Origin of the sequence: Delftia sp. HK171 (genome assembly GCF_001886655.1) — a bacterium.
Taxonomy (GTDB): Bacteria; Pseudomonadota; Gammaproteobacteria; order Burkholderiales; family Burkholderiaceae_C; genus Comamonas; species Comamonas acidovorans.
The window spans coordinates 4260337-4284770 of the sequence record NZ_CP018101.1 but is presented as its reverse complement, the minus strand read 5'-3'; the positions used below and the strand labels follow the sequence as shown (position 1 = coordinate 4284770).

General features: G+C 69.8%; 21 protein-coding genes. 7 read left to right on the top strand and 14 right to left on the bottom strand.

The window, feature by feature from the left end:
- Positions 1–27: 27 nt before the first annotated feature.
- The 8 genes from tsaA to BO996_RS19275 form a co-directional block, all read right to left on the bottom strand.
- Positions 28–528, bottom strand: a complete 501-nt coding sequence (gene tsaA / locus BO996_RS19310) for a tRNA (N6-threonylcarbamoyladenosine(37)-N6)-methyltransferase TrmO (protein ID WP_043821536.1) — start codon at positions 526–528, stop codon at positions 28–30.
- On the bottom strand, positions 525–887 hold the full coding sequence (locus tag BO996_RS19305) for a winged helix-turn-helix domain-containing protein (RefSeq protein WP_013802017.1): 363 nt from the start codon (positions 885–887) through the stop codon (positions 525–527). The genes tsaA and BO996_RS19305 overlap by 4 nt, the downstream gene beginning before the upstream one ends.
- A 352-nt stretch (positions 888–1239) precedes the next feature.
- Positions 1240–3513: an AsmA family protein gene (locus tag BO996_RS19300; protein WP_071956144.1), complete on the bottom strand. Its 2274-nt coding sequence runs from the start codon at positions 3511–3513 to the stop codon at positions 1240–1242.
- 147 nt (positions 3514–3660) lie between these two features.
- Positions 3661–5007, bottom strand: coding sequence for an MFS transporter (locus BO996_RS19295; protein ID WP_071956143.1), 1347 nt, complete (start codon positions 5005–5007; stop codon positions 3661–3663).
- A 37-nt stretch (positions 5008–5044) separates the two neighbouring features.
- Entirely contained in the window at positions 5045–6364 is a 1320-nt protein-coding gene (locus BO996_RS19290; RefSeq protein WP_071956142.1) for an MFS transporter, read from the bottom strand.
- Positions 6365–6485: 121 nt separating this feature from the next.
- On the bottom strand, positions 6486–7364 hold the full coding sequence (locus tag BO996_RS19285; RefSeq protein ID WP_071956141.1) for an SMP-30/gluconolactonase/LRE family protein: 879 nt from the start codon (positions 7362–7364) through the stop codon (positions 6486–6488).
- A 46-nt stretch (positions 7365–7410) separates the two neighbouring features.
- Complete coding sequence (locus BO996_RS19280) at positions 7411–8343, bottom strand: 3-keto-5-aminohexanoate cleavage protein (protein WP_043821529.1); 933 nt, start codon at positions 8341–8343, stop codon at positions 7411–7413.
- Positions 8344–8398: 55 nt separating this feature from the next.
- Complete coding sequence (locus tag BO996_RS19275; RefSeq protein ID WP_071956140.1) at positions 8399–9193, bottom strand: SDR family oxidoreductase; 795 nt, start codon at positions 9191–9193, stop codon at positions 8399–8401.
- 137 nt (positions 9194–9330) lie between these two features.
- Between BO996_RS19275 and BO996_RS19270 the strand changes: the two genes are divergently transcribed.
- The 6 genes from BO996_RS19270 to BO996_RS19245 all read left to right on the top strand — a co-directional run bounded on the left by BO996_RS19270 (position 9331) and on the right by BO996_RS19245 (position 16097).
- Positions 9331–10074 (top strand): GntR family transcriptional regulator, encoded by a 744-nt coding sequence (locus tag BO996_RS19270; RefSeq protein WP_071956139.1) that lies wholly within the window; start codon positions 9331–9333, stop codon positions 10072–10074.
- 12 nt (positions 10075–10086) lie between these two features.
- Positions 10087–11004, top strand: coding sequence for a pseudouridine synthase (locus BO996_RS19265; RefSeq protein ID WP_071956138.1), 918 nt, complete (start codon positions 10087–10089; stop codon positions 11002–11004).
- A gap of 105 nt (positions 11005–11109) precedes the next feature.
- Positions 11110–11658 carry a TetR/AcrR family transcriptional regulator gene (locus BO996_RS19260; RefSeq protein WP_013802028.1) on the top strand — a complete coding sequence of 183 codons (549 nt, stop codon included), beginning with the start codon at positions 11110–11112 and terminating at the stop codon, positions 11656–11658.
- A gap of 1 nt (position 11659) precedes the next feature.
- Positions 11660–13435 (top strand): MFS transporter, encoded by a 1776-nt coding sequence (locus tag BO996_RS19255; protein WP_071956137.1) that lies wholly within the window; start codon positions 11660–11662, stop codon positions 13433–13435.
- A gap of 29 nt (positions 13436–13464) precedes the next feature.
- On the top strand, positions 13465–14670 hold the full coding sequence (locus BO996_RS19250) for an HlyD family secretion protein (protein ID WP_071956136.1): 1206 nt from the start codon (positions 13465–13467) through the stop codon (positions 14668–14670).
- A complete protein-coding gene (locus BO996_RS19245) occupies positions 14667–16097 on the top strand; it encodes an efflux transporter outer membrane subunit (RefSeq protein WP_071956135.1) in 1431 nt (476 codons plus the stop codon). The genes BO996_RS19250 and BO996_RS19245 overlap by 4 nt, the downstream gene beginning before the upstream one ends.
- Here the strand turns inward: BO996_RS19245 and BO996_RS19240 are convergent, their stop codons facing one another.
- The 3 genes from BO996_RS19240 to dsrO all read right to left on the bottom strand — a co-directional run bounded on the left by BO996_RS19240 (position 16098) and on the right by dsrO (position 21282).
- A complete protein-coding gene (locus BO996_RS19240) occupies positions 16098–19298 on the bottom strand; it encodes a tetrathionate reductase subunit A (RefSeq protein ID WP_071956134.1) in 3201 nt (1066 codons plus the stop codon). It abuts the gene before it with no gap.
- 78 nt (positions 19299–19376) lie between these two features.
- Positions 19377–20420, bottom strand: coding sequence for an NrfD/PsrC family molybdoenzyme membrane anchor subunit (gene nrfD, locus BO996_RS19235; protein WP_071956133.1), 1044 nt, complete (start codon positions 20418–20420; stop codon positions 19377–19379).
- Between the two features lie 16 nt (positions 20421–20436).
- Positions 20437–21282, bottom strand: coding sequence for a sulfate reduction electron transfer complex DsrMKJOP subunit DsrO (gene dsrO, locus BO996_RS19230; RefSeq protein ID WP_071957163.1), 846 nt, complete (start codon positions 21280–21282; stop codon positions 20437–20439).
- A 366-nt stretch (positions 21283–21648) separates the two neighbouring features.
- On the opposite strand from dsrO, the gene BO996_RS19225 reads away from it, so the two are divergent.
- Positions 21649–22113: a hypothetical protein gene (locus tag BO996_RS19225; protein ID WP_012206046.1), complete on the top strand. Its 465-nt coding sequence runs from the start codon at positions 21649–21651 to the stop codon at positions 22111–22113.
- Here the strand turns inward: BO996_RS19225 and BO996_RS19220 are convergent.
- From BO996_RS19220 to BO996_RS19210, 3 genes are read right to left on the bottom strand one after another with little or no spacing between them, the layout of a single operon-like run.
- Positions 22098–22499 carry a DsrE family protein gene (locus BO996_RS19220; protein ID WP_071956132.1) on the bottom strand — a complete coding sequence of 134 codons (402 nt, stop codon included), beginning with the start codon at positions 22497–22499 and terminating at the stop codon, positions 22098–22100. The two genes, BO996_RS19225 and BO996_RS19220, sit on opposite strands and share 16 nt — an antisense overlap.
- Before the next feature lie 11 nt (positions 22500–22510).
- Positions 22511–23317 (bottom strand): thiol:disulfide interchange protein DsbG, encoded by an 807-nt coding sequence (gene dsbG / locus BO996_RS19215; protein WP_071956131.1) that lies wholly within the window; start codon positions 23315–23317, stop codon positions 22511–22513.
- Positions 23314–24270: a TlpA family protein disulfide reductase gene (locus tag BO996_RS19210; RefSeq protein ID WP_232240375.1), complete on the bottom strand. Its 957-nt coding sequence runs from the start codon at positions 24268–24270 to the stop codon at positions 23314–23316. Before BO996_RS19210 ends, dsbG begins: the two co-directional genes overlap by 4 nt.
- Between the last annotated feature and the right edge of the window lie 164 nt (positions 24271–24434).

The following is a 24434-nucleotide window of genomic DNA, read 5'->3' as shown; positions in this document are numbered from 1 at the left end:
GCTGTTGCCGTTGCTGCTGAAGCAGGCTCAGGCCATGCGGTCGTCCGCGCGGATGTCGGGCATCTGGTCGATACGCTTGCCGAACCAGCCTATGCGCTCGGTCTGGCGCACATCCAGCCTGGGCACGTAGGGCTTGATGTCGAGCACGGGCGTGCCGTCCAGCATGTCGTTGCCCAGGAAATGCAGCAGCAGTCCTTCGCGCCGCACCAGGCGCACGATGGACAGGCCCAGCCGGTTGGGCCGCGCCGGGGCGCGCGTGGCGAACACGCCGTGGCTGCTGTCGTCCATGAAGGGCACGACTTCCAGCTTTTCCACGGCCTGGTGCAGGTGGGTGATGAGGATCAGGTAGTCAAAGCCTTCGATGTCGCGCAGCCCGGCCTCGAACTCGGGCAGCAGCTCCACGCGGCCGGCCTCGTCGGCCGCCCCCGCCGTCTGTATGGGCATGCCCACCGGGTCGGTGAAGCGGCTGCGCACATGGCCGATGGGGCGGCAGGCGACGGCCTGCGCCGTGGAGCCGGTCGCGCTCATGCGCTCGTTCCCTGGGGATTGAGCAGGCGTGTCAGCGCGGCGATATCGGCCGCCGCCGCCATGCGCGCCGTGGTCTCTATGGAGCGGTAATGCCTGACGATGGCTTCGCCCGTGGAGGTGAGCGAGGCGCCGCCGCCATGGGCGCCGCCGGCGCTGGTGTTGACGGCCGGTGTCTGCAGCGCGCGGTTCATCTCGTCGACCAGCACCCAGGCGCGCCGGTAGGACATGCCCAGCGATCGCGCTGCAGCCGAGATGGAGCCCGCCTCGGCAATGGCTTCGAGCAACTGCACCTTGCCGGGACCGATGGCAATGGTGCTGTCGTTGTATACGCGCAGGCGGAACTGGACTTTGGAGGACATGGGGAAAGGACTTGGCACAGGAGAAAAGCGAACGTCAAGGTTAAGCGAAATCAACGGCTTGCGCCGTCACAGGGGCTAAGGGGAAATACGCAATGCATGGATCGCTACAGCGAAGAGGTGCTCTGGCAGGGCGTTCCTGCACACGGGCCGTCGGGGCCGGCGCGCTGGCGCTGCCGCCAGGGCGCCCGCTGCCTGCGCATCGTCTGCGAGTGCATTGGCGAGGCTCTTGACCTGCCGGCGCCGCGTCTCGATGCCTGTGTGCTGCGGCGCTATTTCGTCACATTGCCACCGGGTTTGCTAGCCTTTTTGCGCCAATGCAGCGCGGCGCTTGCCGCGCATCCGGGCCACGCGTCTACTTCTTGCTGCTTTCTGCCAGCAGGCGCTGGCATTGCGCATCTTCCTCGGCGGCCGGCACCGTCAGCGGCACCAGCGCCAGGGCCGCTGGCGCCACCACGGCGGCGGCCACGGCCGCGCCCGCGCGCAGCAGCAGCGGGCCGGGCTCCACGCCCACCTTGGGGTTGGCGAAGCTGCCGCGCACATACAGGGGCGTGCGCAGAGAGAAGAACTTCCACTTCAGCGACTCGGGCACGATGCGCAGGTCCATGGTCTCCTGCGCCAGGCTGATCTGTCCGGTGGCCTCGATGATGGCCTCGGGCGTGGCCAGCTTGACGTTGCGGGTGCGCGCGATGCCCTGCTTCACGGTCAGGTCGGCAACGGCGCAGTTGAGCTGCACTTCCTTGTCGGCGCCGAACAGCTTGGTGACGATGACGCTGCCCAGGTTCAGCGCGGCCAGGTCCAGGAGCTGCTTGCTGAAGCGGCCATCGCGCACATACAGGCGGATGTCGCCCGAGCTGGTGCCCAGCCATTCGGCAATGGACTGGCCCCGGCCCTCCAGCCCCAGCGCGCCATCCATGCTGCCCAGGCTTTTCTTCATCAGTTCGATCTCGGGGAACAGGGCCGACAGCTGCAGCCCCTGTACCTTGCCCTGGAGGCTGGCCTTGGGCGGCTTGGCGCCGCTGTCCACCACGGCCTCGATGTCCAGCCGGCCCTTGGCCATGCCGAAGCGCAGCGGGGACAGGCGCAGCACGCCATTGTCCATGACGGCATGCACGCTGAAGTCCTCGATGGGCAGGGCCTGGGGGCGCTCGATGCGGTCGCTCTTGAAGCGCACATCCATGTCCATGGCATTCCACTTGCTGGTGTCAAAGCGCTGCGTGGGCAGGGCCTTGCCGCTGGCCGCCTGCCGGGTCTTCTGGCCCTGCTTGGTGGACGGTGCTCCCACCACCGGCCCCAGGTCGGCCAGGCGCAGCTTGCGCGAGGCAAGATCGCCGCTGAGCTTGGGGCGCGGCTTGCCCGATGCGTAGTGCAGCGTGCCGCGCAGATCGCTCTGGCCCACGCGGCCATCGAATTCCTCGTAGTCCCAGACGGCGCGCCCCGGCTCCAGGCTGCCGACCAGATGGCCATTGGTGTCGAAGGGCGGTGTGCGCGGCAGCAACAGACCCGTCAGCGGGAACAGGTCGGCCATGCTGGAGCCGCGCAGGCGCACCTGCAGGTCCATGCCCTTGAGCGCCCTGGGATTGTCGAGAATGCCCTCGGCCCGGGCGCGCAGGCTGCCCGCATGGGCCCACAGCTTCACGGGAAAGCGTGCCTGTTCGCTTTGCAGGTCCAGCACGGGGCCGATGAGGCCCTGGGCCTCGACCGTGGCCTTGGCGATGCGGCCGGTCAGGCCGACGCGCATGCCATACGGAAAGTCTGGACTGGGCGGCTGCACAAGGCTGTCCAGACGTGCGCGCACCGCCATCTGGCGCACGCCATCGCTCCAGCCCACCAGGCCGCCGCGCAGGCTCAATTGCGCTACCTGAAAACGCCAGCGCGGCCCTGTGTGCTCGGGGCGCTTGAAGGTCCAGTTGTTGCTGCCATCCTTGCGCCGGGCAAAGACCAGGTCAGGGCCTTCCAGTTGCAGATGGTCCAGCAGCACATGCCGGCCCAGCAGCGGCCACAGCCGCAGGCTGGCCGTGGCGCGCGCGGCCGTGGCCATGGTGTCGGCGTCGCGCGGGGGTGGGGCCATTTTCTCGTCGGCCAGGACGATGCTGTCGCTGTCGATCTTGGGCGCGGAAGGGCTGGCCTGCGAGTCCTTGTCCTTGCCTTCATCCTTGTCCTTCGCCTTTCCCTTGGGCTGTTCCTTGGCTTTCTCCTCGGGCAGGCGGCCCTTGTTCAACTGGTCGGGCGGCGCAGGCAGGGCGGGCAGCTCGGCACTGCCCTTGGCCGGCTCCTGCTCAACCTCCCAGCCCTCGGGCTGGCCCAGGGTCAACTGCTCGGCCTGGACGGTAACGCCAGGAATCCAGTGACGCCAGCCCTGGTCCAGGGGCTGTGGCCAGGTCCAGCGCAGGCGCAGGTCGCCTTCAATGGCGAAGTGGCGGCCGGTGCTTTCGCTGACGCGTTCGTTGACCCAGGGCTTGGCCCGGTTCCAGTCGAAGGTGGCAATCAGGACCACAACCACGGCGAGCAGCAGCACCAGGGCCGACACCGTCCACAAAAGGGCGCGCAGCCAGCGGCGGCGGGCTGGGCGGTGGGGTGCTGGTGTGGCAGGGCTGTGGTTCGCTGTGTCGGTCGCTGTGTCTGTCATGGCGCAGGGGGCCGCTAAATGGGGTTCGGTCCATCCTATCGCCATGAAAACGCTTGCCAAGGCCCGGGACGCGCTGGCGGGCAGCCGGCAGGCCCGCATACAGGAGATTGACCTACAGCGCGGCCTGCGGCGGGGAAGGGGCCGTCATCACGGCGTCTCCTGGCCCTGGCGCAGCCGGGTGGATGCCAGGGCGGCCACCACCAGCAGGCCCGCCATGATGAACAGGCCGTTGCGCGTGCTGCCCGTGGCCTGTTCGATCATCCCCATCACCGTGGGGCCGATGAAGCCGCCCACCAGGCCGCAGGTATTGACCAGGGCTATGCCGCCCGCCAGCCCCGCGCCCGCCAGCCGCGAGGCGGGAAACAGGAAGACCACGGACTGCACCACGAAGAACATCAGCGCCGTCAGGCTGAAACCCAGCAGGCCCAGGGCGGGCGAGGCCTTGCCCGCCAGCGCGGCCACCAGCAGGCCGGCGGCCATGGTGGCCAGGCCAGCCAGCAGCATGCGCCGGCAGCGCTGCGGGTGGGTGGCAAAGCGCGGCAGCCAGGCCGCACCGATGGCGGCTGCGATCCAGGGCACGGAGTTGAGCGTGCCGATCTGCAGCGGCGAGAGCTGGCCGTAGGTGCCGATGATGCCCGGCAGGAAGAAGATCACCGTGTAGATGCTGATCTGGTGGCAGAAGTAGACAAGGATGGCCAGCCAGATCTGGCGGTCGCGCAGGCAGTCCCTGAGCGAGTGGCCCACCTGGCCGGCGCTGGCCTGCTGGTCCTGCTCGGCCTGCAGGCGTTGCAGTACCTCGCGCGATTCGGCGGCCGTTAGCCAGGGCGCGCTGGCCGGGCCGTCTGGCAGCTTCTTCCAGACCACCCAGGCCAGGGCCACGGCGGGCAGGCCCTCGATCACGAACATCCACTGCCAGCCGTGCCAGCCCAGGAAGCCGTCCATCTGCAGCAGCGCGCCGCCCACGGGGCCGCTGAGGATGTTGGCAATGCACACGCCCAGCAGGAAGTAGCCGATGGCGCGGGCCCGTTCCTCGCGGCCGAACCAGTAGGTCAGGTAGAGCATCACGCCGGGGAACAGCCCCGCCTCGGCGGCGCCCAGCAGCACGCGCATTACGTAGAACGAGGTCTCTCCGGTGATGAAGGCCATGCCGGCCGACAGCAGGCCCCAGGTCACCATGATGCGGGTGATCCAGAAGCGCGCGCCCACCCTGTGCATGATGAGGTTGCTGGGCACTTCCAGTAGCGCATAGCTCAGGAAGAACAGCCCCGCACCCAGGCCGTAGGCGGCCGCCGAGATGCCCAGGTCCACCTCGATGTGCGACTTGGCCAGCGCGATGTTGGTGCGGTCTATGAAGCTGATCACATAGGACAGCACCAGCAGCGGCATCAGCCTGCGGAAGATGCGGGCGTTGAGCAGCGACTGCCTGTCGCCGGCGGCAGGCTGCGGCCGTGCGGGCGGCGTGTGAACAGGGGAGGGCGATGGGTGATGGACCATGGCAAATCCTTGGAAAGATGGGTGGAGGAAAGCGGAGTCAGGCGGTGGCGGTGGAGGCGGCGTTGCCGCGCGTGCCCAGCTGCAGGGCCACGCCGCCCAGCGCGCAGCCGGCCATGACCAGGAAGCACAGGGCATAGCCGCCGGGACTGGTCCAGCCGCCGCCCAGGGCGATCAGGCTGCCCATCAGCACGGGCGCGATGCCGCCGCCCACGAACATGGCGGTGGTGATGATTCCGTTGGCCGTGGAGGTGGCCGCAGGCTGGGCGCAGTCCGAGGCCACCGCGTAATAGATGGGCCAGACCGCATTGGCGACCAGGCCGAACAGCAGCTGCATCACCACGACCAGGGCCATGGTGTCGGCGAAGTAGAAGGCGCCCACGCTGGCGGCCATCCACAGGCCGCAGATCACCAGGGTGACGCGGCGCCCGATCACGTCCGACAGGGCCGGCCAGACCAGCTGGCCCACGATGCCGGTGAGCGTGAACACCACGCTCATGCCTGCCGATTCGGCCAGCGACAGGCCCATGATGTTGTAGAGGTAGGCGGGCAGCACCACGTTGATGCCCATGTAGACCACCTGCGTGAGCAGGGTGTTTCCAGCCGTCAGGGCGATGCTGCGGTTGGCCAGCGTGCTGCGCAGGGTGCGCCAGGCCTGGCCTTTTTCCACCTGCGCCGCCACGCTGGCCTGCGGCGGGGTCATGCCCCGGGCGGCGATGTCGGCATACAGCAGTTCCATCTTCTGCGGCGTGGAGTAGCGCGCCCAGAACCACATCAGCGGGATGGCGACAACCAGCGCGACAAAGAACACATAGCGCCAGTTCTCCTCGCCGAAGGCGTACAGCACAAAGCCGGCGACCAGGCCGCTGAGCATGGCGCCCACCGGATAGCCCGTGTGGTGGGCGCCCAGCGCGAAGCCGCGCCGCTCCACCGGCCACCACTCGGCGGTGTTGCTCACGCCCACGGGCTCGCCCCAGCCGGCGCCCAGGTTGACGCCGACGCGCAGCGCCACGAAGCCCGCCAGGCTGCCGCTCAGCGCCTTGAAGCCCGAGGCGAACGACAGCGCCGTATAGCCCAGCACCAGCGGCACCTGAAAGCGTGCGCGCTTCCAGCCCGCGCCGTAGCGGTCGCTCCAGATCGCGCCGGGAATGTCCAGCACGGCCAGGGCCAGCATCACGATGGTGGCCACCGTGCCCCATTCGTCGGCCGACAGGCCGAAGTGCCGGGAGATGGTCGGCCCCAGCCGCAGCACGATCTCGCGGTCGTAGGCATTCAGTACCCAGATCAGCCAGCAGACCAGCAGGGATACCCATGAATAGCGGTGGATCTGGCGCAGCGAAGCGCGCGGGGCCTGGGCCATGACAGTCTCCCGGGCACCAGCGGTGGGTGCCGTTTCATTGTTGTGTGGATGAAGGCGCCGCTTCGCGGGGCGGGCGGCGTTGCGGAGCGAAGGCTCCGGGCCTGCATGCCCGGCTCCGTGCTCAGGCGCCGAAGCGCTGCTCGGGCAGGCCACGCACGCCCAGCCCCTTGACGGCAAACAGCGCGCCACGGGACTGGCCGTCGCCCGGGAAACGCGGCAACGGCGGCTTGCCCATGGAGGTGACGTACAGCGTGTCGAGCCCGGGCCCGCCGAACATCACGCTGGTCACCTTGCGCACCGGCATCTCTATCACCCGGTCCACCCGGCCGTCCGGCGTGTAGCGCACCAGCTGGCCCGAGTACACCAGGGCCTGCCACAGGCAGCCTTCGGCATCGACCGTGGCCCCGTCGGCCGCGCCGCCACCGCTGGTGTCGACCGGGGCAAAGGTCCGGCGGCCGCTGGCATGGCCCGTGGCCGTGTCGTAGTCGTAGGCCCGGATCTCGCCGCTCCACGTGTCCGAGAAATAGAGCGTCGTGCCGTCCGGGCTCCAGCACGGGCCGTTCGAGCAGATGATGCCCTCGTCCAGCACATGCAGGCTCAGGTCCGTGTCCAGCCGGTACAGCCGCGCCGAAGGCTGCTCCTCCAGGGTGTCCATGGAGCCGAAGACGAAGCGGCCCTGCCGGTCCACCTTGCCGTCGTTGAGCCGGTTGCCGGGAAGGTGGGACTCGGGGGCGACGACCAGCTCCAGCTCGCCGCTTTCCAGGTCCAGCGTGTGCACGCCGCCGTGCAGTGCCACCAGGGCCGAGCGGCCGTCGCGGCGCAGTGCCATGGAGCCAATCTTCTGGCCGACTTCCCAGGCGCGCAGTTCCCGCCCGTCGGCCGTGCAGCGGAAGATGCGGCCGTCGAAGCTGTCTATCCAGTACAGGCGCTGCTGCCCGACGTCCCACAGCGGGCCTTCGCCCAGCGTGGTCTTGAGGTCGGCGACGATATCGATCTGCATGGGAGTCTCCTGTTCGGTGGCATGGGGGCTGGCCCGGGAAGGCGGTTCAGAAGGCCACGTTGGCCGCACCCTTGAGGCCCAGCATGCTGCGCGCCTCGTCAGGCGTGGCGACGTCGACATTCAGGGCCTCGAGCACGGTGCGGATGCGGCGCACCTGCTCGGCGCTGGAGGTGGCCAGCTGCCCCGGGCCTATCCACAGAGAGTCTTCCAGCCCCACGCGCACATGCGAGCCCATGGCCGCGCCCATGGTGGCCAGCGGCAGCTGGTTGCGCCCGGCGCCCAGGATGGACCACTGGTAGTTGCTGCCCAGCAGGCGGTCGGCCGTGCGGCGCATGTGCATCAGGTCCTCCGGGTGGCCGCCGATGCCGCCCAGGATGCCGAACACCGACTGCACGAACACGGGCCCCTGTACCAGCCCCCGGTCCACGAAATGCGCCAGGTTGTGCAGGTGGCTGATGTCGTAGCACTCGAACTCGAAGCGCGTGCCCTGGGCCTGGCCCAGCCGCAGGATGCCTTCGATATCGGCAAAGGTGTTCTTGAAGACCAGGTTGCGGCTGTTTTCCAGGTGCTCGCGCTCCCAGGCGTGCTCCAGGTCCTTGAAGCGCTCCAGCATGGGGAACAGGCCGAAGTTCATCGAGCCCATGTTCAGCGAGGCCAGCTCGGGCTGGAACTCGGTGACGGGCCGCATGCGCTCTTGCACCGTCATGTGCGGGCTGCCGCCCGTGGTGATGTTGACGATGGCATCGCTCTCGGCACGGATCGCCTTGAGAAAGGGGCGGAACAGCTCCGGGTCCTGCGAAGGGCGCCCGTCGCGGGGATCGCGGGCATGCAGGTGCACGATGGCGGCGCCGGCCTCGGCGGCATCGATGGCGGCGCGCGCAATCTGCTCGGCCGTCACCGGCAGGTGGGGCGACATGCTGGGCGTGTGGATGGCGCCCGTGGGCGCGCAGGTGATGATGGCTTTTGTGCGGGTGGCCATGGAAGGTCCTTGCGAACGGTGAAAAAGGCGAGAAGAGGAGAGGAGGAGAGGGCGCTCAGCTCAGCGCCTGGGTCAGGCCATCGACGGCCAGCTCCTGGCCCGTGACATGGCCGGCCAGCGGGCTGGCGGCAAACACGGCCATGTTGGCAATGTCGCGCGCCGTGGCCATGCGGCCCAGCGCGGCCTGGTGCGTGTAGCTGCGCGTGACGTCTTCCAGCGGCAGGCCGCGCGCCTGCGCCTTGGCGGCAATCACATCGCGGATGCGCGGGCCGTCCACGGCGCCCGGCAGGATGGCGTTCACCCGGATGCCGTCGGCGCCCAGCTCCAGCGCCAGCGACTTGGTGAAGCCGATCACCGCCCACTTGGACGCCGAATAGGCCGTGCGGCCCGGCATGCCCAGGTGGCCTGCCGCCGAAGACAGATTGACGATGGCCGCCTGCCGGCCCTCGCGTGCCGATTGCCGGAGCCGGGGCACGGCCAGCCGCGTGCACAGGAAGGCGCCGGTGATGTTCACATCCAGCGTGCGCTGCCAGTCGGCCAGCTCCAGCGTCTCCACCGCGCCCGTGGGGCCTGCCACCCCGGCGTTGTTGACGAGGATGTCCAGGCCGCCCAACTCGTTGTCCACGGCCTTGAACAGGGCCTGCACCTGCAAGGCATCCGACACATCGGCAAGACGGCCGCTGGCGCCGGGCAGGGCGGCAGCCAGCGCATCCAGGCTGGCCTGGGCCACGTCACAGACCATGACGCGCGCGCCGGCCTCGGCAAAGGCGCGGCTGATTTCCAGGCCGATTCCGGCGGCGCCCGCCGTCACCAGGACGCGCTGGCCGGCCAGAAGATCGTTTTTCCACATGCGGGGACTCCTTGGGAACTCAAACAAAGGTGAAGGGATTCGGGTTGGGTTTGGATTTTGTATCTGTGATCACAGATCAAATATGGTGAATACCCTATGCGCCATGACAGCGGCGGCGCCGCGCTACCATCGGCGCCATGGCCATCAACGAACTAGTCACCCCACTCAAACGCCAGACCCTCAGCAGCGATGTCTATGCACAGCTCAGGGAATTGCTGATCACGGGCCAGATGATTCCGGGCGAGCAGATCTCGCTGCGCACCACGGCCAGCGCGCTGGGCGTCAGCGTCATGCCCGTGCGCGAGGCCGTGCACCGGCTGGTGGCCGAGCAGGCGCTGGAACTCACGCCCAACCGCGCGCTGCGCGTGCCCTTGATGACGGAAAGCGCCTTCCGCGAGATCACGCGCATCCGCGTCAACCTTGAAGGCCTGGCCACGGAGCAGGCAGCCCGGCAACTGCCGGCCGCCGAGCTGGAACGCATCGCCGCCCTGCAGGACCGCTTTGCGGCCGAGATGGCCAGCGCCTCGCCGGACGGCGCGCGGCTCATCGCCTTCAACAAGGATTTCCACTTCGCCGTCTACAGCGCGGCCGGCATGCCCATGCTGCTGCAGATGATCGAGGCGCTGTGGCTGCGCATAGGCCCCATCCTCAACCACGACATGCGCTCGGGCTCGCGCCGCGTGAGCGAACAGGTGGCGGTCGGCCACCATGCGCGCCTGGTCGAGGCGCTGCGGCGCGGCGATGCGCCAGCCGCCAAGGAGGCGCTGCGCGGCGACATCGAAAGCGCGGCCGACTACATCGTTTCGGCGGGCGTGCTGGTGACGGCGGACGGTGCCGCGGGCGGTGGGGATGACGGCGCGCCGGAAGTCCTGCGCCGCTAGAATCGCCGCCCCATGCACAACGCCCACGACCCCAAGGTTCTTCCCATACGCGACGGCGTCAGCCCCAGCTGCGTGGTGCTGCCCAGCCAGGGCGGCGGGTTGCTGATCGATTTTCTGGCCGAGCGCCTGCCGGCCGTGGCGCGCGAAGACTGGCTGCGGCGCCTGGCGCTGCGCGAGGTGGTGGACGAGCATGGCCGCGCCGCCGATGCAGGCACGGCCTTTGCGCCGGGCCTGCGTTACTACTACTACCGCGAGCTGCAGGCCGAGCCGCCCATCCCCTTCGAGGCCGAGGTCCTCCACCGCGACGCGCATCTGCTGGTGGCCGACAAGCCGCATTTCCTGCCCGTGGTGCCGGCCGGCAAGTACCTGCAGCAGACGCTGCTGGTGCGGCTCAAGCGCGAGTTCGACCTGCCCGAGCTGTCGCCCATCCACCGCATCGACCGCGACACGGCGGGGCTGGTGGTGTTTTCGGTGCAGCGCGCCACACGCGGCATCTACCAGGCGCTGTTCCGCGACCGCGCCATCCACAAGACCTACGAGGCCGTGGCACCCTGGCGCGAGGACGTGGTTTTCCCGCGCACGCATGAAAGCCGCATGGAGGAAAGCGGCCATTTCTTCCGCATGCACGAGGTGGCCGGCACGCCCAACACCCGCACCCGCATGCAGGTGCTGGAGCAGCACGGCCCCTGGGCACGCTACCGGCTGGAGCCCGAAAGCGGCAAGCGCCACCAGCTGCGCGTGCACATGGCCGCCCTGGGCCTGCCGCTGTGGGGCGACGGCTTCTATCCCGAAGTGCATGACATGCCCGAGGGCGACTACTCGCGTCCGCTGCAGCTGCTGGCGCGCAGCCTGGCCTTCACCGATCCTCTGGACGGTCAGTCGCGGCGCTTTGACAGCCGCCGCCAGCTGCTGCCGCTGACCGACCTGTAGAGGCTTTTCCACTGCCGGAAACCGTTGGTTTTTTGCCCATGGCCCCGCCATGGGATAGGCCGGTTGCGGATATTTAACGGACAACTTTGTCCGATAATTGTCTGCATGACTTCCAAAAGACCCAGTGCCGATATCCGCCGCGCCCAGTTGCTGGACGCGGCCGATGCCGTGTTTTCCGAGCATGGCGTGACCGCGCCGCTGGACCTGGTGGTCGAGCGCGCCGAAGTCGGCCGCGCCACGCTGTACCGGCAGTTTCCTGACCGGCGTGCGCTGATGCTGGCGCTGCTGGAGCGTTCGCTGGACAACATGCGCCTCGCGGCCGAGGCCATGGCCGAGGACGACGATGCCTTCTACAAGCTGCTGTCGCGCCTGGCCGAGCGCATTGCGGTCTCGGCCCCCATCACCGATTACTGGCGCACGGTGGAGCGCGGCGACGAGGTCATCGCCCAGGCCCGCGTTGCCATGTGGCAGATCTTTCGGCCGGCCATGGACCGGGCCGTGGCCTGTGGCCATTGCCGCCAGCCGCTGACGCAGGCCGAGCTGTCCCTGGTCTTCGGCATGCTGGGCGCCTCGCTGCGCGGCGAGACGCCGCAGCAGCGGCGCACCCTGGCGCGCAAGGCGCTGCAGATCGTCTGGCAAGGCCTGAAGGCCTGACATGGCCACCACACCCACTCCACCGGGGCCCGTGCTGCCCCCGTCGCCCCCCGTCGTCTACCTCAAGCCCCCGCCGGACTGGGAAGAGCATGAAAAGCCCAGCCTGCCGGGCTCGCCGTCCATGCCGCTGCACCAGCCGGCCGTGCGCGCCGCCTATGGCCTGATCGCCGTGCTGGTGGCGCTGACGGGCGGCCTGGGCAATGCACTGTTCACGGCCAACCTGCCCACCATCCAGGGGCAGATGGGGCTGACATCTTCCGAGGCCGCCTGGCTGACCGGCGCCTACGTGATGCTCAACATGACGGCCAATTTGCTGGTCTACAAGTTCCGCCAGCAGTTCGGCATGCGGCTGTTCGCCGAGATCGGCCTGGGCCTGTATGCGCTGCTGACGCTGCTGCACCTGGTGCTGGGCAGCTACACCAGCCTGCTCATGCTGCGCGCGGCCAGCGGCCTGGCGGGCGCCACCTGCAGCACGCTGGGCACGCTCTACATGCTGCAGGCTGCGCCGCGCAAGCATGTGCTCAAGATGCTGGTCATCGGCGTGGGGCTGGGGCAGATCGCCACGCCGCTGGCCTGGATCCTGTCGCCGGGTCTGCTGTTCAACAGCGAGTGGCACAACCTCTACCTGTTCGAGGCCGGCCTGGCCCTGATCTCGTTCGCGGGCGTGGTGGTGCTCAAGCTGCCGCCGGGCGTGCACATCCGCAGCTTCGAGCGGCTGGACTTCCTGACCTTCTTCCTCATGGTGCCCGGCGTGGGCCTGCTGATCGCCGTGCTGGTGCAGGGCTACAACCACTGGTGGCTGGACACGCCCTGGCTGGCCTGGATGCTGATCGGCTCCATCGTCCTGCTGAGCGTGGCGCTGTACATCGAGCACCACCGCCGCAACCCCATGCTGCAGACGCGCTGGTTCGTGCTGGCGCCCACGGTGCGCTTCGTGATCGGTGCGCTGCTGCTGCGCTTTCTGACCACCGAGCAGACCTATGGCGTGATCGGCATGCAGCGCATGCTGGGCATGACGGTGGACCAGATGCAGCCGCTGTTCATCGTCATCCTGCTGGGCACCGTCGCGGGCATTGCCGTGTCGGCGCTGACCTTCGGGCTGGAGAACATGGGCAAGCAGATCGTGGGCTCCATCGTGCTGTTCGCGCTGGCGGCCTGGCTGGACCACAGCCGCACCAGCCTGGCCCGGCCCGAGGACTTCTTCGGCAGCCAGTTCCTCATGGCCGTGGGCGCGGGCCTGTTCATGGGGCCGCTGATGCTGATCGGCGTGGTGCAGGGCCTGAAGTTCGGCGCGCACTACATGCTGACGGCCATCGTCACCATCTCCATGACGCAGGCCATGGGCGCGCTCATGGGCTCGGCCCTGCTGAGCACCTACCAGATGCACCGCGAGCAGGTGTATTCGGCCGCCATCGTGGCCGATGTCGATCCCACCGACCCCATCGTGGCCGACCGCCTGCGTCTGCAGCAGCAAAGCCTGGCCCGCGTCATCGCCGACCCGGCCCTGCGTGCGGCCCAGGGCACGGCCCAACTGGCGCAGGCCGCACGCCGCGAGGCCAATGTGCGCGCCTACAACGACGTGTTCGCCCTCACGGCCGGCGTGGCCGTGCTCTACCTGCTGTGGATGCTGGCCCTGGCCGGCCGCGCACGCCAGCGCGCCTTCGTGGAGCGCATGCGCGCCGCCGCTGCCGATGCTTCGGCCATGCGCGGCACCGATGCCGCCGCGCCGCAGGACGCGCCGGGCCAGCCGCCCACCCAACCCGTCGCCCGCGCCTGAAACCGTTCGCCCAGAGAAAAGACAACAACATGAGTGACTCCGAAAATTCCAATGGCGGCACGGCCGCCTCTGCCTCGCCTGCGCCGGCTCCCGCTGCGGCGCCTTCGCCTTCACCTTCACCTTCACCTTCGCCATCGCCATCGCCCAAGCTCATCAAACCCTCGCTGCGCAGCGTGCTGGTGATGCTGGTGGTCGCACTGGCCGGCGTGCTGCTGGTGCTGCGTGCCTGGAACCTGTTCCCCTTCGCGGGCACCGTGGTCAGCACAGACAACGCCTATGTGCGCGGCGCCGTCACCGTGCTTGCGCCCCAGGTCAGCGGCTACGTGACCGAGGTGCTGGTGCAAGACTACGAGAACGTCAAGGCCGGCCAGCCCCTGGTGCGCATCGACGCCCGCACCTACGAAGCCGCCCAGGCCCAGGCGCAGGCCCAGCTGGCCAATGCCCGCGCACAGCTGGCCAATGCCGACCAGACCCAGGCCCAGAACCGCGCCACGCTGGGCGCCAGCCGCGCCGGCCTGGCGGCGGCGCAGGCCGAATCCGACCGCGCCGCAGCCGAGCTGCAGCGCGTGCAGGCGCTGTCCGAGCGCGGCTCCGTCTCGCTCAACGAGCGTGACAAGGTGCGTGCCACCGCGCGCCTGGCGGCCACCAACGTGGCCAAGGCCCAGGCCGACATCGAGATCAACACCCAGAAGATCAAGGCGACGACGGTGAACCGCGCCTCGCTCGAAGCCCAGGTCCAGATGGCCGAGGCCCAGCTGCGCCAGGCCCAGATCAACCTGGACAACACCGTGGTGCACGCGCCCGGCGATGGCCAGGTCAGCGAGGTGGGTGTGCGCCGGGGCCAGTACGTCACGGCCGGCTCCCAGCTCATGTACGTGGTGCCGCACACGCTGTGGGTGGTGGCCAACTTCAAGGAGACCCAGACCGCCCAGGTGCGCATAGGCCAGGCAGTGCGCTTCAGCGTCGATGCGCTGGGCGGCGCCCACCTCACGGGCCGCGTGCTGGAGATCGCGCCGGCCACGGGCTCGGAATTCAGCGTGCTCAAGGCCGACAACGCCACGGGCAACTTCACCAAGGTCGTGCAGCGCCTGCCGGTCAAGATTGCAATCGATCCCGACCAGGAGCTGGCCGCCAGGCTGCGCGCGGGCATGTCGGTGGTGGTGCGGCTGGATACGGCGCAGCCTGAGCCCCAACCCGCACGGCAGCCCGCACCCCAACCGGAGGCCCGCCCATGACCGCCCGCGCACTGGCCATGGCCATTGCCTGCGCCGCCGCGCTGGCCGGCTGCAGCGTGCCGCCGCTGAGCACCGCGCCTGAAGCGGCCCGGCCCGTCATGCCCGCCCAGTGGAGCGGGGCAGGGCAGGAGCCGGCCGCCGCCGTCCAGGCATCGTGGTGGCAGGCCTTTGGCGATCCGCTGCTCACGCGCTGGGTGGAACTGGCCCAGTCCCGCAACAACGATGTGCTGCTGGCCCTGTCGCGCGTGGATGAGGCGCGGGCCAACCTGGATGTGGCAGGCGCTGCGGGCCTGCCACAGCTCTCGGCCACGGCCGGCGCCTCCACGGGCCGCAGCCTGGGCGCGCGGGGCCTGGCGCACACGCGCTCGGTTCAGCCCGGCCTGCAGGCCAGCTGGGAGCCTGATCTGTGGGGCCGCATCGCCCACCTGGAAAAGGCCGCCGCCCTGCGCCTGCAGGCCAGCGAGGCCGACCGCGACGCCGTGGCCCTGGCCATGGCCGCCACCACGGCCCAGGCCTATGTGGGCCTGCGCTCGCTGCAATCGCAGCTGCAAGTGGCCCAGGCCACGGCCCGCTCGCGCGAACAGGCCCTGCGCCTGGCTGACGATCAGGCGCGCGTCGGCTACACCTCGCAGCTGCAGCTCACCCAGGCCCAGGCCGAGCTGCAATCCGTGCAGCAGGCCGTGGAGCAGCTGGAGCTGTCGCTGGCGCGCCAGCGCACGGCGCTCCTGCTGCTGGCCGGCGGCGAGGGTGACGAGCAGGCAGCCGCGCTCATGGCAACAACCGACGGCCAGTCCGCTGCGCTGGGCGCACCGCCGCCTGCGCCGGCCGCCGGCCTGCCTTCGGCCTTGCTGCAGCGCCGCCCCGACATTGCACGGGCGCAGCTGCAACTGGCGGCCGCCGACGAAAGCCTGGCCGTGCAGCGCACCGCCTTCCTGCCCCAGGTCTCGCTGACGGCCAGCGCCGGCAGCCTGCTGGTCAACGCCCTGCAATACCACCCGGCCACGGTCTGGGCCCTGGGCGGCAGCGTGCTGGCGCCGCTGTTCACGGGCGGCCGGCTGCAAGGGCAGTTCGACGCCGTGACCGCCCAGCGCGACCAGGCCGCCTATGCCTACCGTGGCGTGGTGATCAAGGCCCTGGCCGATGTGGAAAACGCCCTGGTCGGCACCCAGCGCCTGCAGTCGCAGTGGCAGCACGCCAGCGAGCGCGAGGCCGTGCTGCAGCGCTCCCTGGGCTTTGCCAAGGACCGCTACGAGGCCGGCTACGCCAGCTACCTGGAAGAGCTGGACGCCCAGCGCAATCTCTTCCAGGCGCAGCAGGAGGTGATACGCCTGCGCCAGAGCCAGCTGGAAAACGCCATTGCGCTGTACCAGGCGCTGGGGGGCGGCTGGCAGGCCGACGCTGCACCTGTCGCCAGCCCCACCCGCTGATCAGACCTTCTCGATGCGCGCAGGCAGGCCCTGGCGCACCGTGGCGCCGGACACCCAGTCCACCCACACGTTTTTGCAGCCGGGCCGCGTGGGATCGGCAAAGCCCAGGTCATTGAGGTTCACGCCATTGGCATGCTCGGCGTTCACCGGCATGGGCTGGCCGTCAATGCTGTGGCGGCCTGCGCCCAGTTCGCGGTGGCCGTAGCCGTGCTCGATGGCCACGGTGCCCGGCATCACGCCGTCGCGCACCATGGCCACGGCCGTCACCGCGCCGCCCGGCGTGCGGATGCGTACCGTGTCGCCGTTGGCGATGCCCAGCCGCTCGGCGTCATCGCGGTGCAGGGACACCGGGTTGTGCGGATGCACCTGGCGCAGCCGCGAGACGGCAATCGACATGGAACTCATCAGGTTGGACTTGTAGGAAGTCAGCAGCAGCGGCCATTGCTGCTCGCCGAAATGCGTGCGCATGGCGCTGCCGTCGGCCAGCCGTGCCGGATACCAGGTGGGGCAGCCGCTGTAGCGCTCGCCCGTCATGGCGTGGCGCATGCGGGCCAGCTCCTCGCTCCAGACCTGCAGGGCAGGCGCGTGGGCCTTGCGGGTGTGGCCGTCCTTCCAGGCGTCCTCGATGCGGTCGAAGCGCCCGCCGCGCGTCAGCAGCATGGCCACCTGGCGCCATTCATCGTCCTTCAGGCGCTGGCGCAGCGCGGGCACCAGCCTGTCCACGCCGGTGATGGCGATGTCGTCATCGCTGGCCGCCGGCACGGGCTTGCCGCCTGCCCAGGCCACGTTGGCCAGTGCATGGATGAAGAAGTCCTCGGCCGAGCGCAGCGCATGGGGCTGGCCCTGAGCGTCCTTGATGGCGGCCTCGCCAAAGCCGGGCAGGCCCAGCCGTTCTGCCACGGCAAAGAGGAAGCTCTCCACGTTCACGGGCTGGCCGCCGGCCGTGCGCGCCACGGCGGGCTGCACCACGGGCCAGCGCACGGTGGAGCTTTTGGCCACCACGTCGGCCCAAGGCGCCGAGATGCCCCAGCTCTCGTAGGTCACGGTATCGGGCACGATGAAATCGGCCAGCGCGCTGGTCTCGTTGATGAAGGGGTCGATGGAGACGATCAGCGGCAGCTTCTTCGGGTCCTTGAGATCGTCCACCAGCGCATTGCGAAAGCCCGCAATGCCGTAGACGGGGTTGCTCATGTGGTTGATCCAGGCCTTGGCGCGATAGGGGTAGCCGGCCAGCGCGCTGGCCAGCATCTCGCTGGACAGGCCGCCCACGGCCGGGTACCACGGGGCCTGGGCGGCGGGGTAGTCCTTCGCGCCCTCGGGCTGGCCCTCGCGCTTGCGCTGGAATTCCGCGCTTTTCTCGTAGGGCTGGCGGTGGCGTGACAGCGCCAGGCCGCGCGGCTTGACCTTGCCGTCGAAGTTGGCGAAGTCGTAGCGCGGGCCCGGGCCGAAGGGGCCGAACGGGCCGGCATCCAGCACCAGGCCGCCCTGCACGTTGAGGTTGCCCACCAGGGTGTTGAGCATGCTGATGGCGTAGGCGGTGTAGAAGCCCGCGCCGCTCATGGTGCCGCCATGCGCATCGGCCACGGCGCGCTTGCCATGGCTGGTGAACTCGCGCGCCAGCGCCTCGATCTCGCCGCGCGCCACGCCGCACAGCGCCGCGTACTCGTCCAGTGTCTTGAGGCTGGCCTGCTCATGCAGCTTGGCCAGCGAGGAGCAGACCGACAGCTCGGGGGCCTGGTCCGCGCCTTCTGCCTTCAGGCCGGGCACGGCCACGCGGGCGCGCACCATCAGCTGTGCAGGCTCGGCCTGGGTGTGCGGCGCCAGGCTGCCATCGGCACGCTGCACAACGAACACATCCTGGGCCGGCTTGCCGTCTTCGGCTGGCGCGGGCAGGGCCCAGCCCAGGTCGGCGCCGCGCAGAAAGCTGCCATGGCGCGGGTGGCCGGGCTCGTTGACCAGCAGGTGCGTGGCATTGCTCCAGGACGCCTCGCCCGCGGCCTGCATGGCGGCCGGGCCGGGCTGGGCGAGAAAGCCCGTGTCATGGCGCGCCTCGTCCAGGATGACGCGGATCAGCGCCATGGCCAGGGCCAGGTCGCCGGCCGGCTTGACGGCCAGCCAGCGGTTGCCGCTGCCCGCAGCCAGGCTGGACGAGGTCGGCAGCACGGGCGAGACCACCACGTAGCGGAAACGGTTGTCCTCGCGCGAGCGGGCCTCGGCCAGTTCGCGGCCCTGGCGCTGGAAGGGGTTGCCGGACTGCGCGGGCGCCGCGCCGATGAACAGGCCGAAGCTGGCATGGCTCCAGTCCGGCTTGCCATGCGGCATGCCGGGCAGGTCGCCCAGGGCCGCTGCCGCACCCACGCGAAAACTCTGGCCGCAGTAGGCGCCGTGGTTGCTGACGTTCACGGTGCCGAAGGACGGCCCTGCAAAGCGGCGCAGCAGCTGGGCGCGGCCTTCGTTGGAGGCGTCGGTCACCAGCAACTGGTTGGAGCGCGGACCGAACTCGGGGTTGTCGGCGTCCAGCGGCGTCCTGGTGTCCCAGATGGCGCGCAGGCCCTCGACCTGGCCTTCGCCGAACAGATCGCCGCCCTCGCAGACTTCCTGCACCAGCTGCTCGAAGGAAATGCTCTGCCAGCGGCCGCTGCCGCGCGGGCCCACGCGCTTGAGCGGGGTGAGCACGCGGTGCGGTGCGTTCTGGTGCTCCAGCATGGACGAGCCGCGCGCGCAGGCCGTGGCCCGGCCTTCCAGGCCCAGCTCCTTGCCCAGTTTGGCGTAGACCTCGCGCACGGGTTCTTCCATGGCGGCCGGGCGCGTGGTGGCCAGCGGGTGGTAGGGGTTGCCTGCCACGCGCAGGATGCGGTTGCTGGCGGTATCGACACGCACGCGCACGCCGCACTGCGTCCAGCAGCCCAGGCAGCTGGACGGGCTGACCACCTGGCCGGGCTGGGTGGCGAGCGCGCCCGTGGCCGGGTCGATGCGGAACTCCGGCGTCAGCGAATTGCCGCGCGTGGCGCTGGCCGTGGGCGTGCCCGAGGTGCCTGCGACCAGGCCCTTGGCACCGCGCGCCAGTGTTTCACCGTAGCCGGCCGCGAAGGCGGCCAGCCCACCGGCGGTGAGTCCGCCGCGCAGCAGCAGGCGGCGGCGTGTGGCCTCGGCATCCAGGGAATCTTCGGGAGCTTGGGGGAGTTTCTTCTTGTCGGTCATGAAAGGCTTTCTGTGGCGCAGCCGGCCGGTGGCGGGCCGCGCTCCGTGAATGGGTGAGGGGTCGTCAGGGCGGCGTTGTCAGAGGGCGCGGGCCGTGGCCGAACGCGCGGGAAACAGCTCCAGCGCCCAGGTGGCCAGCGTCACCAGTGCAATGCACAGGCCGGCCACGCCCAGCATGCCCAGCAGGCCGCCGCCGCCCAGCGGCATGTGGTAGATGTACAGGCCCGCGCCGTACTTGGGCACGCCTTGCACGCCCATGAACAGCGCCCAGCGGAAGGCCCAGGCCGCGGCGGCCAGGCCCAGCCCCAGGGCCAGCGTGTAGCGCGGGCAGGCCATGCGATGCCCACCCCGCACCAGGGCCCACAGCAGGGCGGCACCGGCCACGGCCGAGCCCAGCATGCTCAGGCGCCAGACCGGAAACTGCTGCCACAGCTGCAGCGCTGCCTGGAAGGAGCGGCCCTGGCCCAGCCAGCCGGCAACGGCCCAGACCGCCACCATGGCCAGCAGGCACAGCGCCAGCGCCAGGCCCAGCACGCGCAGGGCCTGCAGGGCGCCGGCATCGGGGCGGTGGCGGGCGGGCAGAAAGCGCGCCGTCACCAGCATGCAGCCCACCGTGGCCAGCCAGCCCGTGAGTGCCAGGTTCAGCGGCACCCACAGCGTGTTCCACAGCGGGCGCGAGCGCACGGCCATCAGCTCGGCGCCGGTATAGGCGGTGATGGTCAGCGCCGACACGGCCAGCAGCGGCGCCAGCCAGCGCAGCCACTGCGGCCGGCCCAGCCACCAGGCCAGCACGAAAGCCAGCGCCAGCCCCACGAAGACGGGCAGCAGCAGGGCGCCCACCGACATCCACGACCACGGCGTGAAGTGCGCATAGAAATGCCAGAAGCGCGCAGGCTGGTGCAGGTCGGCCAGCAGCGACACGGGCGCGGCGATGGCGCTCACGGCCAGCACCAGCACGGCGGCCGGCAGCAGGCGCGCCATGGCGCTGGCGCGCGGCGCCCAGGCGCAGGCGGCGGCCAGCAGGGCGGCGCCCGTGGCAATGCCGGCCAGGAAGAAGTACTGCACGGCCCAGGGCAGCCAGGCCGATTCGTAGGCGGGGGTCAGGAGTTCGACGATGTGCATGGGGTGCTCCTTGCGTTCAGTGGGAAGTGACCAGCCGCACGCTGGCCTGCCCGTCCACGCCGTCGACGAAGGCGTCGGGCAATCCCAGGTAGTACACATGCGGGTCCGTGCCCATGGCGGGCTTGAGCACCTTGAGGTCCTTGGCGTGCTCGCGCATGCGCTGGCGGATCTCGCTGCCCTCGTCGTTGAGGTCGCCGATCACGCGGGCGCCGCCCACGCAGCTTTCCACGCAGGCCGGCAGCAGTCCGGCCTCCAGGCGGTGCTCGCAGAAGGTGCACTTGTCGGCGGTCTGCGTCTCGTGGTTGATGAAGCGTGCGTCATAGGGGCAGGCCTGCACGCAGTAGCCGCAGCCCACGCAGCGCTCGTTGTCCACCAGCACGATGCCGTCGCTGCGCTGGAAGGTGGCCTGCACCGGGCAGACCGGCACGCAGGGCGGGTTGTCGCAGTGGTTGCACAGACGCGGCAGGTTGAGCATGGCCGGCGGCAGGTCCTCGTTGCCCGCGTGCTGCACCTCGTACTGCAGCACCGTGGTGCGGAACTGGCCCAGCGGCGGCAGGTTCTCCATGGAGCAGCTCACCGTGCAGGCCTGGCAGCCTATGCAGCGGCGCAGGTCCACCAGCATGCCGTAGCGCCTGCCGGCCTCGCCGGGGCGGCGCGGCGGCTGAAAACCGGGGGTGCCGGGCGCGGCCGCCGCCACGGGCAGGGCCACGGCCGCCATGGCAGCGGCCAGCAGGTCCTGCAGGAAGCCGCGCTTGCCTGCGGCGGGCTGTGCATGGGAGAGGGTAGGGGCGGGGATGTCGTGGGAGGAGGGCTTGCAGCTGCAGTCGTTGCAGCCGCTGCCGGCGCGGGATGTTTTTGGCATGGCCTGTCTTTCATCGTCCTGCGGCCACGGATCGTGGTCGCTCAAACTCAATAAAGCATTAAAAATATGCTTTTTATATTGAATTTAATATATGAAATTCAGGGCCTTGGCGGCTTGATGTGAGTCAAGCAATGGGCTTTCCAAGTGCCTGCCGAGTGCCTGCCGAGTGCTTGCAAAGCGCCACCGACTGCCTGCCATGGACAGGCGCCCAAGGCAGTCCATAGCGTGTGGCGCAGGGATTAAGACGGGGTTAACAGGGTGACTGCATTCCTCGGGAATGCAGGGCGCGTATCGGAAATCACCCTCTTGTTTCCGCGCGCGGCCCCGGTCTACGCTGCTTGTGTCGCCACTGCCAAGGAGTTCTCCATGAACCATGCCCTGAACAGCCTTGCTTCGGAACTGGACCTTGCCGCCGAAGCCGGCGAGCACCTGAGGCTGCAATTCACACAGGCCTGCGTGGACCGCATCGCGCACCTGCTGGAAGACCCGGACGTCATCCGCTGCGCACAAGGCCTTCGCCGCTACCTGGACGGCCAGATCGACAGGCAGGAGCTGGACCGCCTGGCCCGCGAGGCCGCCAGCCTGGCCAACCACCACCAGGGATCGCGCTCCCTCGACGGCTGCGGCCATGCCGCCGTGTCCGCCACCTATGCCACGGCCCATGGGCTGGCGGGCCGGGCGCTGCAGGCGGCCGACTATGCGGCCTACGCCATGGTCTATGGCGAGGGCGGCCACGGCGCCGTCACGGACCGCGAATCGTTCGAGCCTGAATACCAATGGCAGGCGCGCTGCCTGGCCTCGCTGGCGCAGGCCGCTCAGCAGCGCACGTAGCACCAGGCCGACTGCTGCAGCAGGGCCAGTGACTCGATGCCGCCTTGCGGCAGCACGCGCATGCCGGCAGGCGCCTCGCGGCCCAGCTTCCTGAGCGTGTTCGGGCAGACCAGCGCATGGGCCAGGGCGGCAGCGTCCAGATGCTGCGGCGTGCCCGGCGCGGCGTCCAGCAGTGCCTCGACGGCCGGGCCGTTGATGACGATGCGGACCTCGGCACCGGGCCGGTCCTGGCGCAGGTTGGCCAGATTGCTGCGTGCACGGGCCAGGGCGCCGGGCGTGGGCGCATGCAGCACGATGCGCAGCGGCGGCCCATCCGGCCGGGCGGGAAACAGGTCGCTCCAGTCGCTGGAGGATGTGGAAGCGGCGGGACAACGGCTTGTGCTCATGGTCGTGCTCGTCATTTCCTGCCACGCGGCCCCATGACCTCTTCCAGCAGGCCCGGCGGCAGGCCGGTGCGCACCTGCACCACTCCCTTGTCATCCTTCCAGACCAGGGCCGGCGTGGCACGCAGGCCCCAGGTGGACATCAGCGAGGCATGGCTGGCCAGCACCTGCCGCGTGGTCTGCGGCACCGGGGCCAGCGGCGTGGCGCCCGCGCCCTCTGCGCTGGCGCGGCCGGCCTTGGCATAGGCGCGTGCGTGCTCGGCCAGGGCCTGCTCGGGCTGGCGCGCGGTCAGCAAGGCGGCGGCCTTGCCCTCGCTGCTGGGCTTGAGGATGCCGACCAGAATGTGGCGCAACTGCACTTGGCCACTTTCCACCCAGGGCCGGGCATCGTTCCACAGCTGGTTGCAATAGGGGCAGTTGGGGTCGGTGAACACATAGACCGTGCGCGGCGCGTCGGCGCGGCCATCCGGTATGGACTGGGCGCGCTGCACATCGCTCCACAGCTGCTCGCCCATGGGCTTTTGCACGGCGGCCTGCAGGGCCTGGGCGTTCACGTCGCGGCCCTGGGCGTCGATCACCGTGCCCAGCACCCAGTGCTTGCCGTCAGGCATGCGGTAGATGGGCACGGGCTGGCGGTCGCGGTAGGCGGCCCAGGCCTTGAGTCCGCCCACGGCCGGCAGCGGTCCCACCAGGGTCAGTCCCTGCTGGGCCAGGAAATCCTCCGATGGCAGCTCGGACGCCGCGGCCGGCAGGGCCAAGGCTGTCGACAGGGCCAGGGCTCCTGCCAGTGCAGGCAGGGGGAACAGGGGGGAAGCGCTCATGAACATTCCTTCAGATGCTGGGCCAGGCTGGCGCGCGACGGCTCGCCCATGCGCATGCCGCACAGCCGGCCGTCGGCGCCATAGAAATAGGTGGAAGGCAGGCCCCGCTGGCGCCAGTGCCGGCCGGCCTGCTGCTGCGGGTCGAACAGCACCTGGGCCAGCGGCAGCGGGGCTGCTGCCTGCTCGCGCCGCAGGTAGCCCATCACGGTCTCTGCCGTCTCGCCCTGGTTGATCCAGATGAAGCGCACATCGGGCCGTTGCTGCTGGGCCTGGGCCAGCACCGGCATCTCGCGCCGGCAGGGCGGGCACCAGGTGGCCCAGAGGTTGATCACCATGGGCTTGCCATCGGCCTGCTGCAACTGCTGCGGCGAGACCGGCTGCGCCTGCCCGTTGACCAGGGTGAAGGCCGGCAGGGCAGGTGCATCTGCGGAGGGCAGCGCCTGCAGCAGGCTGCCCAGCACCAGCAGGGCCGCCCCCGCGCCCAGCGCCAGCCCTGTGGCGCGGCGCAGCACCGGGGAGCGGCGGCTGCGCCACAGCATGTACAGCAGCGCGGCCAGCAGGCCGGCCCACAGGTTCCATCCCCCGTCGCGGATATCGACGACACGGCCTGCGAAGGCCGGCATCCCGCTCCAATCCCAGGGGGCCGGCGCGACCTCGGTCCACCACTGCGCGACATAGGCCAGGCGCGCCGCCAGCAGGCCGGCCAGGGTGCTTTGCCACAGCAGCGCATCCACGGCCTGGCCGGTGCGCCTTTCATTCCTGCGCGCCAGCCACTGCGCCAGCAGCCAGGCCAGCATGGCCACCACCACGCCCATCGGCAGGACCAGCGGCCCCAGCGCCAGGCTGGCAGGCAGGTGCAGCCAGGCGCCCAGCGCCGATAGCGCTGACGGCCCGCCAGGCTCTGCCGCTCCGGCAAGAACAGGCGAAGGCGCCAGCAGCAGGCCAGCAAGCAAGGGCAGGAAGGACGAAAGAAGAGGGGATGACCGGAGATGCATGGAAGGGAGTTTCAGCCATGCGGGCTGACAGGCCGTGGATGCTGGCAGCGGGGAATTAACGGGGAATTAACGGGGGGTTAACGGCCTCATGGCCTCACGGCCTCACCTGGCTTGCCGGGCGG

What these genes read in the sequence shown, in the direction of transcription:
- tsaA (WP_043821536.1), bottom strand. Translation starts at nt 528, where the DNA reads ATGAGCGCGACCGGCTCCACGGCGCAGGCCGTCGCCTGCCGCCCCATC.
- BO996_RS19305 (WP_013802017.1), bottom strand. Translation starts at nt 887, where the DNA reads ATGTCCTCCAAAGTCCAGTTCCGCCTGCGCGTATACAACGACAGCACC.
- BO996_RS19300 (WP_071956144.1), bottom strand. Translation starts at nt 3,513, where the DNA reads ATGACAGACACAGCGACCGACACAGCGAACCACAGCCCTGCCACACCA.
- BO996_RS19295 (WP_071956143.1), bottom strand. Translation starts at nt 5,007, where the DNA reads ATGGTCCATCACCCATCGCCCTCCCCTGTTCACACGCCGCCCGCACGG.
- BO996_RS19290 (WP_071956142.1), bottom strand. Translation starts at nt 6,364, where the DNA reads ATGGCCCAGGCCCCGCGCGCTTCGCTGCGCCAGATCCACCGCTATTCA.
- BO996_RS19285 (WP_071956141.1), bottom strand. Translation starts at nt 7,364, where the DNA reads ATGCAGATCGATATCGTCGCCGACCTCAAGACCACGCTGGGCGAAGGC.
- BO996_RS19280 (WP_043821529.1), bottom strand. Translation starts at nt 8,343, where the DNA reads ATGGCCACCCGCACAAAAGCCATCATCACCTGCGCGCCCACGGGCGCC.
- BO996_RS19275 (WP_071956140.1), bottom strand. Translation starts at nt 9,193, where the DNA reads ATGTGGAAAAACGATCTTCTGGCCGGCCAGCGCGTCCTGGTGACGGCG.
- BO996_RS19270 (WP_071956139.1), top strand. Translation starts at nt 9,331, where the DNA reads ATGGCCATCAACGAACTAGTCACCCCACTCAAACGCCAGACCCTCAGC.
- BO996_RS19265 (WP_071956138.1), top strand. Translation starts at nt 10,087, where the DNA reads ATGCACAACGCCCACGACCCCAAGGTTCTTCCCATACGCGACGGCGTC.
- BO996_RS19260 (WP_013802028.1), top strand. Translation starts at nt 11,110, where the DNA reads ATGACTTCCAAAAGACCCAGTGCCGATATCCGCCGCGCCCAGTTGCTG.
- BO996_RS19255 (WP_071956137.1), top strand. Translation starts at nt 11,660, where the DNA reads ATGGCCACCACACCCACTCCACCGGGGCCCGTGCTGCCCCCGTCGCCC.
- BO996_RS19250 (WP_071956136.1), top strand. Translation starts at nt 13,465, where the DNA reads ATGAGTGACTCCGAAAATTCCAATGGCGGCACGGCCGCCTCTGCCTCG.
- BO996_RS19245 (WP_071956135.1), top strand. Translation starts at nt 14,667, where the DNA reads ATGACCGCCCGCGCACTGGCCATGGCCATTGCCTGCGCCGCCGCGCTG.
- BO996_RS19240 (WP_071956134.1), bottom strand. Translation starts at nt 19,298, where the DNA reads ATGACCGACAAGAAGAAACTCCCCCAAGCTCCCGAAGATTCCCTGGAT.
- nrfD (WP_071956133.1), bottom strand. Translation starts at nt 20,420, where the DNA reads ATGCACATCGTCGAACTCCTGACCCCCGCCTACGAATCGGCCTGGCTG.
- dsrO (WP_071957163.1), bottom strand. Translation starts at nt 21,282, where the DNA reads ATGCCAAAAACATCCCGCGCCGGCAGCGGCTGCAACGACTGCAGCTGC.
- BO996_RS19225 (WP_012206046.1), top strand. Translation starts at nt 21,649, where the DNA reads ATGAACCATGCCCTGAACAGCCTTGCTTCGGAACTGGACCTTGCCGCC.
- BO996_RS19220 (WP_071956132.1), bottom strand. Translation starts at nt 22,499, where the DNA reads ATGAGCACAAGCCGTTGTCCCGCCGCTTCCACATCCTCCAGCGACTGG.
- dsbG (WP_071956131.1), bottom strand. Translation starts at nt 23,317, where the DNA reads ATGAGCGCTTCCCCCCTGTTCCCCCTGCCTGCACTGGCAGGAGCCCTG.